Genomic DNA, 13,296 nt, shown 5'->3' with positions numbered 1-13,296 from the left:
CCCCGCCCCCCCCCCCACCGCACCACCCAGCAGCGCCCCGACACAGAAGGTGAGTAGCACACTCGTACTGACCAGCACCGCGTGGATACGCCCGGCATGGCTCGATGTCGCTCTCATGAAGATCCTCTCGATTCTCGGATGATGGGTACAGATGAGCGGTCAAGGTTGCGAGGCCGCAGCGAGGCCGCCCGCACTCGACCGGCTGAACTAGGGCAGCGCTCCCCGCGCGCGGTCGGCTGCGGAAATGCCGCCCTGTGCGGTCAGGTGCGCGCCCAGATGGCGACCCAGTCGACCTGCACGTTGCCGTTGGCGGAATCGGCCGGGGCTGTCTGCGTGGTCTCGGTCTGCAGAACCCAATGCATGGGGGTGCTCGGAATAACAGCCGTGTTGGTGGTGGCGCCGATGGTGACGCCGTCGAGAAGGAACTTCACGCTCTGCGGGGTCCACTCCGTGACCGCCGTGTGCCAGGAGCCGTAACGAGCCGTGGTCGAGTAGGCATCCTGAGTGCGCGGGTTGCCTTTGTAATGCATGAATGCCTCGATAGTGCCGTTAAGGTTGCCCTCCGGGAAGTCGATTTCCCCCCGGTTCCAGTTGCCGCCCGGGTAGCCGGGCTCAGAGTCCGGCCAGAGCAGCCACGCGGTCTTGTACCCGGCGAGGTTGGCCGGCTGATCGACGCAGAACCGGACAGCGTACCGGCCGTACGTCAGACCGTCGTAAGCGCTGGCGTGACCGGCGATCTTCGGCACCGGGGCGGACACCAGATGCACTCCGTTCTCGGTGTGTAGGTTGATGTTCATCAACCCCGCGGAGACACTGACGACCTTGCCCGGGTCGTGGGTGCCGTTGCCCCAGGTGTCCTTGAACCCGCTGTAGGCGTCCCACTTGGCGGAGACTGCGGCCGGGAAGCTGCCGCGAGGTACAGCGGTGGAGAAGTCATCGGTGAACACCTGCCGCCAGCCGGGCCGGTCGCCGGCCGGCAACGGCTCGCCGGAAGGGTCGTTCGCCGATGCTGGTACCCGCCAGACCTGAGCGGGGCCGCCGTCGCAGGTGTACACCCAGATCGGGTTGCCGTCGGTGGTGCCGGCCCCCTTGTCGGCCAGGCACAACCCAGAGTTGTTATTCACGATCGCGCCCTGGGCGGTGATGGTCCACACCTGGGCGGGGCCAGCGTTGCAGTCCCACAGCCACACCGGGGTGGTCGAGACCGTGCCCGCGTTCTTGACGGAAAGGCAATGGTTGCCCTGTACCCGGATCGTCCCGTCGCCCGGCATCCACCACCGCTGCTGGGTGGACCCGTCACAGGTCCGTAGCTGGATGGGGTTGCCGTCGGTGAGGACCGCGTCCTTGTTGTCGAGACACTTCCAGGCGATCCCGGTGATCGGCCCGCTGGGTGGCAACGCCACGGCGGGCGCGCTCGGTGCCACGACAAACACGGCCGCAACGGTGGTGATCAGAATGATCCAGGATCGGGTGCTGCGGGCGCCGAACGAGCGCGCCTCGGCGTTCGGAGAGATACAAGACGTCATGCAGGCCGCCTTCACGAGCTGGACGAAAGGGTTGCCGACCCAGCTTGAGCTCTGGCAGCCGCGGCCCAACCCATGGAACGTCTCAGGCTCTGTTCCACCCCTCTGAGCTGCGGGAACGCAACCATTCTGGAACGGCTGAAACAGGAGAGCCGGCTAGCCTCACGACCCCTGCCACTTCTTTACGTGCCAGATCACCTCAGACTCCACCCGTGTGCCGCGCGGCAGCTCAAGCACGCCCTCGTCCACCACCTTGTTCTGCTCGAGGGCGTGCCGGCCACTGTCATCAACACTGATGACATAAAACGCTGCTCTCGTGCCGACCGGCTCCTCCAACAACAGTTGGTGCGACGAGGTCACACCACGTTCGGGGCGGATCAGGTACGCCTTGGCGAAGTAAACGCTGTGTGGGTTGCCCGGGTCCACGTCCGGGACTTCCTCGATCAGAAGGTAGGTGCGGTCCTCAGCGAGGGCACACGCGGGGCGCATCGCCACCCCCATGGACCTCCCGCTGATCGACGGAACCTGCAGGGCGACCCGGTGCGACGGGCAACGCCCAATGCGGTACGTGTACACGGCGCCCGAAACCACCACAGCCAGCAGTGCAACAGCCCCGGATACCCACCACCGGTGTTCCCGGAACCACCTGAGCATGCCGGCCGAACGCGGCTGAACGCCTCGTTGCGCATGCTGAACCGAAGGATCCTGCAGCACCTCGACGGCGTCCCAAAGCTCGCCCATCCGAGCCGCGCTGGTCCCGCACACCTGAGCCCAACGGCACGCTTGCTCGCGTGTGGGCACCGCCGCCCCGGAAAGCCACCGGCTCACCGACGCCTTCGACGAAAGCACCTGCCGGGCAAGGCCGGACAAACTCAGATCAACAATTTCGCGCCCAAGGCGCATCTCTTCGGCCAAAGCCGACACCGGGGCCGGCAACCCGTCGGGCAGGGGCGCCAACGATCTTCTCGGCTTCTGTCCGGCACTCACCAGTCCTCCAACCAACACCCGAACAGGCCCCCGGTCCGGCGCCCGGTGGTGTCAGTCTCGGGCGCACTCCTTCCGGCAGCCTGTGACCGCACCGGGCCGTGCCGCCCGCACATCACGTGTCCGTCGCGATCCGGATCGATACGGTGCATCAACGCGCCGCGCTGATTGGGCAGCAGTGTCCATCTGTGAGCGACCACGGACCCACCGTAGTGCGCCCGGTCACACGCCGGTGGTCACGAATGCCGTTGTGCGTGTCGTTGTACACCGAATCGTGAGTGGACACGGGGACTGTTAGACAAACGGCTCGGGCGCAGTGACGGTGGTGCTCGATCAGCGAACGATGGTGGGCGTGATTGCCCGGACCTCATCGGCTGCGGTGGCCTGCCCGGATTGCGGGAAGCTCAGCGAGCGGGGGCCGACACGTGCCGCCAATGCCCCGGTTTGGTTCGCCAAGCCTGGAGAACGCCCTCCTGCACTTGAGTACTACCCCCTGGCAGGACCTGGTACGACTGGCCCTGTCAGGCGCTCGCACTGACCCTAGGCAGTGGTGTCATACCAGCATTACGCCAGGTGACGCGGCGTCGTGCTCTGGTCAGGGGATCAGACAGTAGCCGCCTCGGTTGCCGCTCGACGGCGACCTTGCCGTCAAGTTCGCTCGTGACGGCTGAGTTGTTCCAGAAGATCTACGGCGCGCAGTTTCTGATCCGTGGTGAGGCTGAGGACCAGGGAGATGAGTTTCTTGGTGACATCGGCGGTGGCCTCGCCGTTGTCGGCTTCGGTCAGGCCAAGCCATTGTGCCAGCAGGGTGAAGTCCAGTTCGTAGAGCTGGGCCAACTCCCAGATTACGGCCGGGTCCGGCTGGCGGATGACGCCTCGCTCGATCTGCGACAGGTAGGCGTTGGGGCGCCCGGTGCGGCGTTCAACCTCGCGCAGACTCCACCGGCGGTACTGCCGGGCGCGCCGCAGTGTCTCGCCGACGGACCCCTGCGCGGCATCAGGCGCCGGTGACGTATCTGAATTTGTCGTACCCGTCGGGGATGATGCGCCGCGTGCCATGGCCCCAGCCTAGGCCGTGCAGATAGACCCCGAACGGGTAAAACAACTTGCGAAGCAAGTTAGCAAACCTGCAAAGTGACTTCGCACTTACCGAAGGAGAACGCAGTGAACGTCGCTGAGACCGTGACGAACAACGTGGTACTGCCCCACGCCCGCTACGCGAGGACCTGGGACTCCATCATCGTGGACCCGCAGGTTAAGGACCGGCTGCTGCGATGGGCGGTGCTGAGCCTGCGCCTGCGAGACCGGCTGCCGTTCGAGGCCACCGCGCTGCACGGACTGATGCTGTTGTACGGCCCGCCGGGGACGGGCAAGACCACCCTCGCGCGGGGTTTGGCGCAGCAGCTGGCCCCGGTGATGGTCGGTGGCCGGGCGCGGCTGATCGAGTTGAACCCGCACGGGCTGATGAGCGCCGAGCACGGGCAGTCCCAGCAGAAGGTGACCGAGTTGCTGACCGGACATGTCCCGGCGCTGGCCGACGACGGCCTGCCGACGGTCATCCTGCTGGACGAGGTTGAGTCGATGGCCGTGGCGCGCAGCGAGGCGTCGTTGTCGGCGAACCCGGCCGACGTGCACCGGGCGACCGACGCGGTGCTCACCGCGCTCGATGACAACGCCGCCCGCTATCCGCATCTGCTAGTCGTGGCGACTTCCAACTTCACCGGGGCGCTGGACACGGCGTTCCTGTCGCGGGCCGACGTCGCGGTCGAGGTTCCCCCGCCGGACGCTGAGGCTGCTCTGGCGATCCTGGCGGGCACGCTGCGCGACATGGCCGCCGCGTTCCCCGCCCTGGCTGAGCTGGCCGACGACCCGGGCCTGAAGGAGGTGGCGAGCCTGCTCGCCGGCACCGACGGCCGACAGATCCGCAAAGCGGTCACCGAGGCGATGGCCGGCCGCCTCGAAACCGTCCAGCGGCCCGATCGGCTGACCGTTGACGACCTGCGTCAGACCGCCCACCGGGTTGCCTCAGCCCGCCGCGCTACCGGAAAGGGAACCCATGCAGCGTTCTAGAACAATTGCCGGCCCGCCCCAGCGGACCGCGACCGCGGCATGGGAGACCGCCGCGGCATTGATCTGCGACACCCTCGCCGTCTCCGGCCTGGTCACCGCCGATACGGTCAGTGCGGCGCTGGCCCCGCTGCGCGGGCTCGGCCCGGCACTCATCGCCGCCGGCCACCTCGAGACGGGTGCGGCCGTGCTGGTCTCCGGGCCGCTGCACGTCAGCATCACGGTGGCCACTGGCGGCGCCGTCACCGAGGTGCAGGAAAACCTGAACCCGGTGCCGGGCGGCGCGAACGCCACCTCTGACTGGGTGCTGTACCTGCCCAACCCCGCCAACTTCGCCGTTCCGCTGGCCGCCGCCGTCCAGCAGTCCGCCCACCTGTCGGTCGCAGCACCACCCGAGGAAGCCACCGCCGTGGCCGCGAGCTCGAAGGCTGGGCTGGTCGATCTGGCTGCCCTCGGCCGCCTGGAACGCTCATGAGCACCTCGACCTCGACCAGCACGTGGACGATCGTGCACACCGCCACCCACCTGGCCGACATCATCCTCGGCTCGATCGCGGACATCCTCGGTCATCTCGGTATCGACGCGACCCGCTTGTTTTCCACCTGGGCCCAGGACGAAAGCGCCATCAGCGCCTGGATCGCCGAACAATCCCTGGACACGGTCGTCCTAGAGTGCCACCGGCCCAGCGGTGTGGTCGACCCGATCCTGGAGTTCCCTGTCACGTACACCAGCACCGGCGCGGCCGACAAGACGTTCACCGCCGACCGCGCCAGCCTCGCCCGGTACCTCGCCAAACTCGGCACCGTGCCGCGCGGCACCACCTACCGACTGTTCGTCACCTTCCGCACCACCCGCACTCCCCAGCCCGGCTGGTCACCCGGCAGCCGGGCCGGCACTGACGGGATGCGCTCGACCAGCTTCGGGACGCTCGCCGGAGCACCACACGGCAGCGCGAGCCTGCGCTACCTCACCGGCAAATAGAAGATTCCACGATCGGAGTAGAGCCTCACCATGGGTTACATCGACGACGCTTTCGACGGACTCAAAAAGAATCTGGAGATCAGCCAGACCGAACAGGACCTAGCCCAATCCCGGCATGCCCTGATCCGCGACCACGTCAAACGCGCCTGGACGACCACCGGGGACTTCATCACCGGCAGCTACGACCGGCACACCAAGACCAAGAAACTCAAGGACGTCGACATCTTCATCGTCGTCGACCCCGACGGTCCGCAGGGCCCCCTCGCCGGCGGTACCGGTACCGCCGCCGTGAACGCCCTGTGCCAGGTCCTGTCGACGCGCTGGCCCAACGTCACCGGCGACGACTACGTCGCCTTGGTCGAGTACGCCGGTGAGGACGTCGCCTCCTACGAGATCGCACCCGTGTTCGCCCGCGCAGGCGGCGGGTTCCTCATGCCATGCGGAAGCGGATGGATGGCCACCGACCCGAACATCCATGCGCAAATGGTGACCACGAAGAACAAGGCGTGCGATGGCAAATTCGTACCGTTCGTCAAGATGGTCAAGGGCATCAACCGCGAAGCCGGTGACCCGATCGCGCCGGCCTTCCTCATCGAGGTGATGGCTTTGGACCTGGTCCGCCCGCCGTTCGGCCGGTACCGCGACGAGATCCGCTGGTTCCTCGCCTCGGCGGCCGAGCAGATCACCGACAACTGGCCGGACCCGGCCGGCCTCGGCCCAGATGTCAACGGGGGCCTGAGCGCGTACGACCGCCAGCAGCTCGCCGCGACCCTTCTCAGCTGGCAGCAGACCTGCGAGCAGGCCCTGCTGTTGGAGAACGACGGCAAGGACCGCTCCGCCGTCGAAACCTGGAAGACCCTGTTCGGCTGGCGCATGCCCCGACCGTAACCACCACGCCGACCGTCGAGGACACCGAGCGGATGACCGCTGCGCACCCGAATATCGCCACCGCCCAGAACAGCGAACGGGCCCTGACTCTGCTGGCCGCCCAGCGGCAGCTATATACCGACGCCAAAACGATCCAGGGAACACGGCTCGCCATCGCCGCTACCGGGGCCCTCGGCAGCGTTGTCGCCACCCTCGCATTCCCGGCATGGCGAACGTCGATCGGTGTCGTCACCGGCCTCATCCTGCTGGTCGTCGGCATCCTGGGTGGCGCCCGGGAGAAACGCAAAATCAAGGAGGCATCCTGCGTCCAGGAAGAACTCGACGTGATGCTGTTCGGCCTGACCTGGAACGACATGTGCGCGGACCGGCCGACCACCAGTACCATCACCGCGGCCGCAAACCGCCTCAAAGGCGACCGTAGCGATCTGCGGGACTGGTATCCCGACACCGCAACCGTGCCCTACCCGATGAACGTGCTGATCTGCCAGAACAGCAACCTCGGTTGGGGAGCGTCCGCGCACCGCAAATGGGCCGCGACCCTGACCGGTGTGATCCTCGCCCTGCTCGCGGTGTCCGCGCTCATCATGGTCGCGGGCCACATGGGCGTCGTGGAGGCGCTGATCGCGCTCGTCGTCCCCCAGCTATCGCTACTCAAAGAGCTCTATGAGATGGTGCGGTCCAACCTCGACACCGCCACCAGCAAAGCCAGCGCCGAAGGCAAAGTCCTGAACCTGTGGCGTCGCGGCCTGGCCGACCCGACCGCCGTCACGACCGTCGACTGCCGCGCCGTGCAGGACAAGATCCTGCAGTTTCGGCAGAACGGCGCATCAATCCCAAATTGGTTCCATAACCGGGTGCGGCAGCGCCAAGAAGCCACAATGCGCGCTACCGCTGAACACCTGGTCGCTGAAGCCCGAGCACACGGCATCGCCTGACCCGCACCACACCAGCCCGTGCCCGTGATCCAGATTTTATCGACGTTGATGTGCTCCCGCGTTCCTGCTGCCCGATCTGTCGGCTGACGTGAGACATAACCCCTCGGCAGATAACGAAATCGATCACGATCCACGTCGCGGCGAAGGCCGGGTCGCTCGCATACCGTGACAGGTCGATCATAGGCTGCCCTCCCGGCGACTGAGTCGGGCGACGAACTGTTCGGCCTGGCGGCGGCTGGTCAAGTGGACCACTGTGGCGTGCGGCCCGTGCTGGGCGATGCAGGCCAGCGTGCGGGCCAGGTGCCGATGCCGATACAAGATCACGTACCGGATGAACGGCCAGGTGATGCGGTCGAAAACCCCGTCGGCGTGCTGGCCGCCGCGGTAGCGCCAGCGGCGTTGCAGAATGCCCCACAGGCAGACCAGCGGCGGCGGGTCCACCACGATGACGGTGTCCGCAGCAGCAGCGCGTATAGGGAGTGTGGCCAGGGAGTTGCCGTCCGTGATCCACTGATCAGCGGCGACCGCCTTGCGCTGGCGGGCCGCGAACTCGTCCTCGGGAACCAGGTTCCAGTCGGCGTCGTAGCGCAACGCATCCAGGTGGGTCACCGGGATGTTCAGCTGGGTGCTGAGCCGGTTGACCAGCACGGTCTTGCCGGCGCCCCCGGCACCGACGATGACGATCTTGCGCATGCGGTTCGCTGTCATCGGCTGCCGGGTTCGCCGAGTAGATGGCCAGGCCACCGACTATCTCCTGGAGAGAGCGATGCCGCCCGGCTCGGTGTGTCGGCTGTGCGCTCGGCGACATCGACCAGCCGCTGCACTGCGGCGACCGCGCCTCGTAGCTGGGGGTGAGCCATCGAGTCGACGCGAGCGGCAAGGATGCTGCGCAGCAGGGCGGCACCGATATCAGCCGGTCGGACCTGGAGTTGCCGGAGGATCTTGGCGTGCCGTTCGTGATCGCCGCGGGCGACGTGTTTCGCGGCGAGCTGCACCAGCATCGGCACGGTCTGCGGCTGGTACGGGTCGCTGTCCCGGGTGTCGCCGCTGGGGTACGGGCTGATCAGCGGCAGGAACCCGAGGTCGCTACGCGGCGGTCGCTCATCGCCGCGCTGATACAGCAGTCGTGCGGTGGCGGACATCGTGGCCGTCGCCGTCGGCCACAGGTAGAGGTCGACCAGGACCGGCAGCGTCACCAGCTCGACGCAGACCGCCCGGTAGGCGCCGCCGGTCGGCGCGTTCTTTTTCCGGACTAGTGAAGATGGTCGATTTTCTGGTCATCGCGGAGTCCGGCCATGTGGTCGAGGGCATCGGCCGCAGTTCGAGAGGACCTTAGGGACGATCTTCAGCAGTACGGCGAGGGCGGCCGCCGGCCGACTTGCGAGGCGCAGCGAGGAACCCCAGGTCGCGTGCTCTACTGATCCAGCGGCTGACCTCGGCGCCCGACATCTGCCAGGTCTTCATGATGAAGGCTCTCGGTGGGACGCCGGCTGCCTCCGCCGCACGGTATGCACCTGCGATCTGCTTGTAGTGCTCCTCCGGATATCCCTCGCCTCGGCGCGGCGGAGGAAATCGTCCGATCGCGCTAGCCCATTTCTCGAGGTCCCAGTGCAGGGCATCGAACGCGTTGCGCACCAACTCCGCCAGCGGGAGATCATCCATGGCCTTGCGATCGATCGGAGCATCGCCGAACGGAACGCCGTCCTTGACCCTGATGGTCACAGCCTCGATCACGGGCCATGTCACCGGCCCATCCTCGACTCGTCGCACGACGGCTGCATACCGGAAGGACCCTTCGGGCGGGTCATAGGAAACGTCCATCACGAGCTCCGTCTGCTTCTCGGTGAAGGCCCCCACAAAGGCCTGTCGACCCTCGTCCGGCATCCAGAGCGAGATCATGGCGTTCGGCACGTTCGCGGTGCCTTCGTCGGTGCCCATGGCATCACTCCTGGAAAGATGAGAAACCTCGACCCTTTGCTGAGAAACCTATCCCGTGGTGTTTACCGGGGTGTACGCGCAGAGTCGAACCGTGACCACCGAAGAACTCGCTTTCACCATTCCGCAGCCGGCGATGGTGATCATCGGCATCATCGTCTGCGCCTGGACGATGGTGTTCGTGGCGTCTGGCTTTGCTGCCGTGTTCAGCAACGACTCGGCCAAGCGGGCCGACGCCCGGGCGGTAATGCGCATGATCGGCGCACCCCACCGGATGCTCGCATCGCTCGCGCGCCGCGACGAGAGCGGACGGTGAGGGAGGAACGCATGCGCACCGCGCGCGGGGTCAGCGAACCTCGTCGAGGTCTATCTGACTCGGGTAGGCCCGAGGGCAATTGTGGTCTGGCGGAGTTTGCGCATTTGGGTGAGTTTCTGGCGGGCGCCGGCGAGGCTCACTTGCAGTCCCTCGACCTCGCCAAGCCATCCGCGGTCAGTTGCCTCTCGGATCCGTTCGTGCAGGTTGGTGATGATTTCCGCGAGGCGCATGGCTTGGGCGGGGTCGGGTCGGAGCATTGGGCAGCGAAGGCACGAGTGTTCGTGGCGGCACGGGGTTCCGTATGGTCTGGCGCAGGTGCCGAGTTCGACCTTGCGTCGGGTGAAGTGCCTTTCGAACTCGGCCCACTCGGTCGCGGTTGGTTCCCGGTATTCCTCTGCGGGGCGTTCGACACGGCGGCGGGCGATGAAGGCGGCGTGTTGGCGCAGGACATCGTCCTGGTAGACCGCCGTGTAGACCTGGGTGGTGTCGAGGCTTCGGTGGCCGAGCAGCTTCGCGGCGATGTGGATGGGCAGGCCGGCGGCGACGGCCTCGGTGGCGAAAATGCGGCGGAAGTCGTGGGGTGTGTAGCGCACCGGGTTGCCGTCTGGCCCGCGCAGGCCGAGTCGCTCAAGCGCGTCGGTGATGAGCCGTTGCACCACTCCTGGTGTCAAGATGCGCCGCTCGGTCCCGTTCCAGCGTTGGAACAGGTGCGGCAGCGGTGGCCCGGTAACGCGCTCGTGAGGGTCGTAGCGAGCTACCAGCGGGATGTTCTCCTTCTCGGCCCGGACGCGGTGGACGATTCGTGCCAGTACGTGGGCGAGTTCGGGGGAGACGAGCAGAACTCGTTCCTCGTCCTGTTTCGACGGGACGATCTGGAGAAGGGGGACGACCTCGCCGGTGTCGGCGAGGCGGTGGGTTACCAGGGCCAGGTGGGTGAGCTCGAGCAGTTCCTCGATGCGGACGCCGGTGTGGCGCAGAGTCTCGACGCAGCCCCAGGTCCAGAAGGCGTCGTCCTCATCCTGGGTGAGGTCGAGGGCCTGGTCGTCGGCCAGCCGCCGGCATCGCAGGTGGCGGGCGCCGCCTTGCCCGCGCGCGAGGGTGTCGCTCCGCGCCTGGGTGCGGACGAACAGTTCGCCGTCGACCGCGAACGTGGCGTCCACGGGTGTCTGCTTCGCCGCCGTGGAGAGTTGCTCGACATAGCGGAGGCGGGCTTCGATGCTGCTGATGAGGTGAGGCAGCAGTGGAGCGAGGGTTCGAGTTCGCTGGTGCATCCGGGCGCGGCGGCTTCGTTGGTGTTTCAGGGCGCCGCGAACGTGCTCGTCACGAACCGGGCAGGGTGCCGCCCACCTGGCCCAGTATGGCTCTTCGAGCGCCCACTGGGCGATGTCATGGTAGAAGGCTCGGACCAGGAAGAAGTTGCTGTAGACGGTCTGGCGTTTTTGCCCTTTGCCGCGTCCGGTCTGTTGGACGTGCGCCCGTTCGATCCAGCCGCGGGCGACCTCGGGGCTCAGATCCAGCGAGTCGATGCCGGGGTGGTGCTCTTCAAGGTCTTTCCAGAAGAGGCTGACCAGGATGCTCGTGCTCTTCGCCAGGGTGTTGTAGTCGACCGAGGGAGCGCGCTCGCTGAGGTAGCGGACCAGCATGTCTCGGATCGGTTGGCAGTGGACGTCGTAGGAGTCGACCATTTCGGCGACGGTGAGCTGTCCGCGTTGCCGGGCGGCGCGAAGGGTGGGCGTGCCGGGCGGGAAAACCCCCGTTCTCTGCATGATGTCCCAGCTCACCGCCATGCCTCCGAGGTGCTGGAACGCAACCACTTCGGTGTAGTAGCTGAGCAGGTCGTCGGTGGTCAGCTCGCGTGGAGGACGGCCGGTGTGCATGACGATCCGGGTGATGTGGTTCAGGGCGCCGAACAGGTTCCGCCCGGTGATTCCTTCATCGTGGCAGCGGGTGAACGCCTCGGCGAAGAACTCGGCATCCGTCAGCGCCTGTATGAAGGCGTAGGTGTACTTGACCCGGATGGCGAAAAGGAACTTGTAGCTGGGTCTGATCACGCCGAGGCAGAGCAGCATGGTGAGGCCGACCATGGCGCTGCGGCGGCTGGCTGCCCGGGAGACCTGCGGCTGCGTGTTATTGCAGGTGAAGTCGGTCGGGGCCTCGTTCCAGGCACTGAGCGCTTCGTTGGAGCCGGAGGCTTGCCATCGCTCCTGCCACGTTGCGCCGGGGAACGACGCGAGCCAGGTCAGGAGCCTGTTGGTTGCAGTCGCGCGCGTCGTGCGTTTCTCGTTGGTTCGAGATCCGACCTGCAGACTCCGGGCTCGCTCGACGATGTCGGAGTGGGTCCATTGGGTCGCTGGCCAGGACGGCGCAGGCGCCGCCGAAGAGGCGCTTCGGGGCGCGATGACTTCCGGCTGCGTTGCCTGAGTGAGGGTCATCGGCGTAGTTCCTGCCAGCCGAAGAGTTCATGGAGATCGCCGTGGTCGTAGCCGAGGTTCTCGGCTGGCGTGTGCTCGGCCGGTTCAGGGATGGCCTGCCGGCGATAGTGATCGCGGGCGTGGGCCAGGACCTGCTCAAGACGGGGCAGCAGGTAGCGCTGTGTCGATGTCAGGTGGGCGTGACCGAGCAGCGTTTGAAGGCTGACCAGCGGGACTTTCGGGTCGTCGGCCATGCGAATGGCGTAGGTGTGTCGCAGATCGTGCAGAGTCCAGTTGGTGAGGAGCTGCTCGTTTGCCCGGCGCAGCACCGCGCGCAGCGCGTCGTAGTTGAGCTGCCGCCATGGCCGACGCAACGTCCACCACACGGTCGTGTCGGTGGTGACGAGTCCGGTGGGCAATTCGTTCAGGTAGAGAACCAGCCAGACGAAGGCATCCGGAGAGGCCGGCAGCCACTGCAGGGCACGCGATCCCTTGCGGATGACGCCCACCAGCTGCTCACCGTAGTTGATCATTGCGCCGGTCAGACCGAGCAACTCGGCAGGACGAGCGCCGCAGGAGACATAGAGCGCGAGCAAGGCCCGATCGCGGTTGGAGCGCATCGCGGCGAACAGCTCGTCGAACATGCGATCGGGTATCGCCCGTGGACTGGTCTGCGGCACGCGTTGGCGATAGGCGCCGCGGCGCGGCTGCCGAAAGGGCTCGAGCGGGTTGTGGTGGGCATGGGCTCGGCCACCGCGCGGCGCCGTTCGCTTCGGCACGGGGTTGAGCAGCGGCCCGGACCCTTGGCTGATTTGATGGCTGTAGTAGCTGCTGATCACGGCCAGGTTGTGGTTGATCGTGGCTGGTGCAAACGTCGCCCCAAGACACCGTTTCCCGGTCCGCGGATTCACGGTGCCGGCCACCCGTTGCCCTGCAGGTCGAGCGGGCGCGGAAGTTCGCATCCACAAGACGAAGTCGCGGGTGTCCTCACGTTGGGCACGTTGCCAGTCGACATCGACGGCCCGCAGGAACCGCAGCCATCGCAACAGCGCGAGAGCGTACGACCGCAGGTTGCCCGGGCTGTAATCGCACGCCAACATGTGCCGCAAGTAGTCGCTCGTCGCAGGATGCTCAACGCCGTTCGCGTCCCGCAAGATCCAGGGCAAAGGCCCGGCGGCAGCTACGACCGAGCCGAGCCGCTCCACGACAACGAGGTGCGGTTCGGGCCGGAAGGAAGTGGAGGTCACGGACCAAAA

Annotated in this window: 14 protein-coding genes; 6 read left to right on the top strand and 8 right to left on the bottom strand. The window is 66.6% G+C overall.

Annotated elements, in window-relative coordinates:
• Positions 1-260: 260 nt before the first annotated feature.
• The 3 genes from ACQ0O7_RS36080 to ACQ0O7_RS36070 form a co-directional block, all read right to left on the bottom strand.
• Positions 261-1,541, bottom strand: a complete 1,281-nt coding sequence (locus tag ACQ0O7_RS36080; protein ID WP_430789194.1) for a ricin-type beta-trefoil lectin domain protein — start codon at positions 1,539-1,541, stop codon at positions 261-263.
• 144 nt (positions 1,542-1,685) lie between these two features.
• Positions 1,686-2,510, bottom strand: coding sequence for a helix-turn-helix domain-containing protein (locus ACQ0O7_RS36075; RefSeq protein ID WP_430789192.1), 825 nt, complete (start codon positions 2,508-2,510; stop codon positions 1,686-1,688).
• A gap of 645 nt (positions 2,511-3,155) precedes the next feature.
• Positions 3,156-3,566: a helix-turn-helix domain-containing protein gene (locus tag ACQ0O7_RS36070; protein ID WP_430789190.1), complete on the bottom strand. Its 411-nt coding sequence runs from the start codon at positions 3,564-3,566 to the stop codon at positions 3,156-3,158.
• Positions 3,567-3,671: 105 nt separating this feature from the next.
• Between ACQ0O7_RS36070 and ACQ0O7_RS36065 the strand changes: the two genes are divergently transcribed.
• Genes ACQ0O7_RS36065 through ACQ0O7_RS36045 form a run of 5 tightly spaced genes read left to right on the top strand, consistent with a single transcriptional unit; the run spans position 3,672 to position 7,378 of the window.
• Complete coding sequence (locus ACQ0O7_RS36065; protein ID WP_430789188.1) at positions 3,672-4,577, top strand: AAA family ATPase; 906 nt, start codon at positions 3,672-3,674, stop codon at positions 4,575-4,577.
• Positions 4,564-5,049 carry a hypothetical protein gene (locus ACQ0O7_RS36060; protein ID WP_430789186.1) on the top strand — a complete coding sequence of 162 codons (486 nt, stop codon included), beginning with the start codon at positions 4,564-4,566 and terminating at the stop codon, positions 5,047-5,049. The genes ACQ0O7_RS36065 and ACQ0O7_RS36060 overlap by 14 nt, the downstream gene beginning before the upstream one ends.
• Entirely contained in the window at positions 5,046-5,555 is a 510-nt protein-coding gene (locus tag ACQ0O7_RS36055) for a hypothetical protein (protein ID WP_430789184.1), read from the top strand. The genes ACQ0O7_RS36060 and ACQ0O7_RS36055 overlap by 4 nt, the downstream gene beginning before the upstream one ends.
• A 30-nt stretch (positions 5,556-5,585) precedes the next feature.
• Positions 5,586-6,443: a CBASS oligonucleotide cyclase gene (locus ACQ0O7_RS36050; protein WP_430789182.1), complete on the top strand. Its 858-nt coding sequence runs from the start codon at positions 5,586-5,588 to the stop codon at positions 6,441-6,443.
• A gap of 32 nt (positions 6,444-6,475) precedes the next feature.
• The gene (locus ACQ0O7_RS36045) at positions 6,476-7,378 is read left to right on the top strand and encodes an S-4TM family putative pore-forming effector (RefSeq protein WP_430789180.1); all 903 of its coding nucleotides are present in this window, start codon (positions 6,476-6,478) and stop codon (positions 7,376-7,378) included.
• Between the two features lie 177 nt (positions 7,379-7,555).
• Here ACQ0O7_RS36045 and ACQ0O7_RS36040 read toward each other — a convergent pair whose 3' ends face one another.
• The 3 genes from ACQ0O7_RS36040 to ACQ0O7_RS36030 form a co-directional block, all read right to left on the bottom strand.
• A complete protein-coding gene (locus ACQ0O7_RS36040; RefSeq protein WP_430789178.1) occupies positions 7,556-8,086 on the bottom strand; it encodes a topology modulation protein in 531 nt (176 codons plus the stop codon).
• On the bottom strand, positions 8,083-8,574 hold the full coding sequence (locus ACQ0O7_RS36035) for a hypothetical protein (protein ID WP_430789176.1): 492 nt from the start codon (positions 8,572-8,574) through the stop codon (positions 8,083-8,085). Before ACQ0O7_RS36035 ends, ACQ0O7_RS36040 begins: the two co-directional genes overlap by 4 nt.
• Before the next feature lie 136 nt (positions 8,575-8,710).
• Positions 8,711-9,316: a hypothetical protein gene (locus ACQ0O7_RS36030; protein WP_430789174.1), complete on the bottom strand. Its 606-nt coding sequence runs from the start codon at positions 9,314-9,316 to the stop codon at positions 8,711-8,713.
• Between the two features lie 91 nt (positions 9,317-9,407).
• Between ACQ0O7_RS36030 and ACQ0O7_RS36025 the strand changes: the two genes are divergently transcribed.
• The gene (locus ACQ0O7_RS36025) at positions 9,408-9,629 is read left to right on the top strand and encodes a hypothetical protein (protein ID WP_430789172.1); all 222 of its coding nucleotides are present in this window, start codon (positions 9,408-9,410) and stop codon (positions 9,627-9,629) included.
• A 50-nt stretch (positions 9,630-9,679) separates the two neighbouring features.
• Here the strand turns inward: ACQ0O7_RS36025 and ACQ0O7_RS36020 are convergent, their stop codons facing one another.
• Together ACQ0O7_RS36020 and ACQ0O7_RS36015 are read right to left on the bottom strand one after the other, a co-directional pair.
• Positions 9,680-12,061, bottom strand: coding sequence for a tyrosine-type recombinase/integrase (locus ACQ0O7_RS36020; RefSeq protein ID WP_430789170.1), 2,382 nt, complete (start codon positions 12,059-12,061; stop codon positions 9,680-9,682).
• Positions 12,058-13,287 carry a tyrosine-type recombinase/integrase gene (locus ACQ0O7_RS36015; protein WP_430789168.1) on the bottom strand — a complete coding sequence of 410 codons (1,230 nt, stop codon included), beginning with the start codon at positions 13,285-13,287 and terminating at the stop codon, positions 12,058-12,060. Before ACQ0O7_RS36015 ends, ACQ0O7_RS36020 begins: the two co-directional genes overlap by 4 nt.
• Positions 13,288-13,296: the final 9 nt, after the last annotated feature.

Source organism: Actinoplanes sp. G11-F43, from assembly GCF_050589265.1.
Classification (GTDB): domain Bacteria; phylum Actinomycetota; class Actinomycetes; order Mycobacteriales; family Micromonosporaceae; genus Actinoplanes.
The sequence above is the reverse complement of the archived record's forward strand: the minus strand, read 5'-3'. Positions and strand labels throughout refer to the sequence as shown.

Coding starts and splice junctions, on each gene's coding strand:
- ACQ0O7_RS36055 (WP_430789184.1), top strand. CDS start 5,046: ATGAGCACCTCGACCTCGACCAGCACGTGGACGATCGTGCACACCGCC.
- ACQ0O7_RS36030 (WP_430789174.1), bottom strand. CDS start 9,316: ATGGGCACCGACGAAGGCACCGCGAACGTGCCGAACGCCATGATCTCG.
- ACQ0O7_RS36040 (WP_430789178.1), bottom strand. CDS start 8,086: ATGACAGCGAACCGCATGCGCAAGATCGTCATCGTCGGTGCCGGGGGC.
- ACQ0O7_RS36070 (WP_430789190.1), bottom strand. CDS start 3,566: ATGGCACGCGGCGCATCATCCCCGACGGGTACGACAAATTCAGATACG.
- ACQ0O7_RS36020 (WP_430789170.1), bottom strand. CDS start 12,061: ATGACCCTCACTCAGGCAACGCAGCCGGAAGTCATCGCGCCCCGAAGC.
- ACQ0O7_RS36045 (WP_430789180.1), top strand. CDS start 6,476: ATGACCGCTGCGCACCCGAATATCGCCACCGCCCAGAACAGCGAACGG.
- ACQ0O7_RS36060 (WP_430789186.1), top strand. CDS start 4,564: ATGCAGCGTTCTAGAACAATTGCCGGCCCGCCCCAGCGGACCGCGACC.
- ACQ0O7_RS36050 (WP_430789182.1), top strand. CDS start 5,586: ATGGGTTACATCGACGACGCTTTCGACGGACTCAAAAAGAATCTGGAG.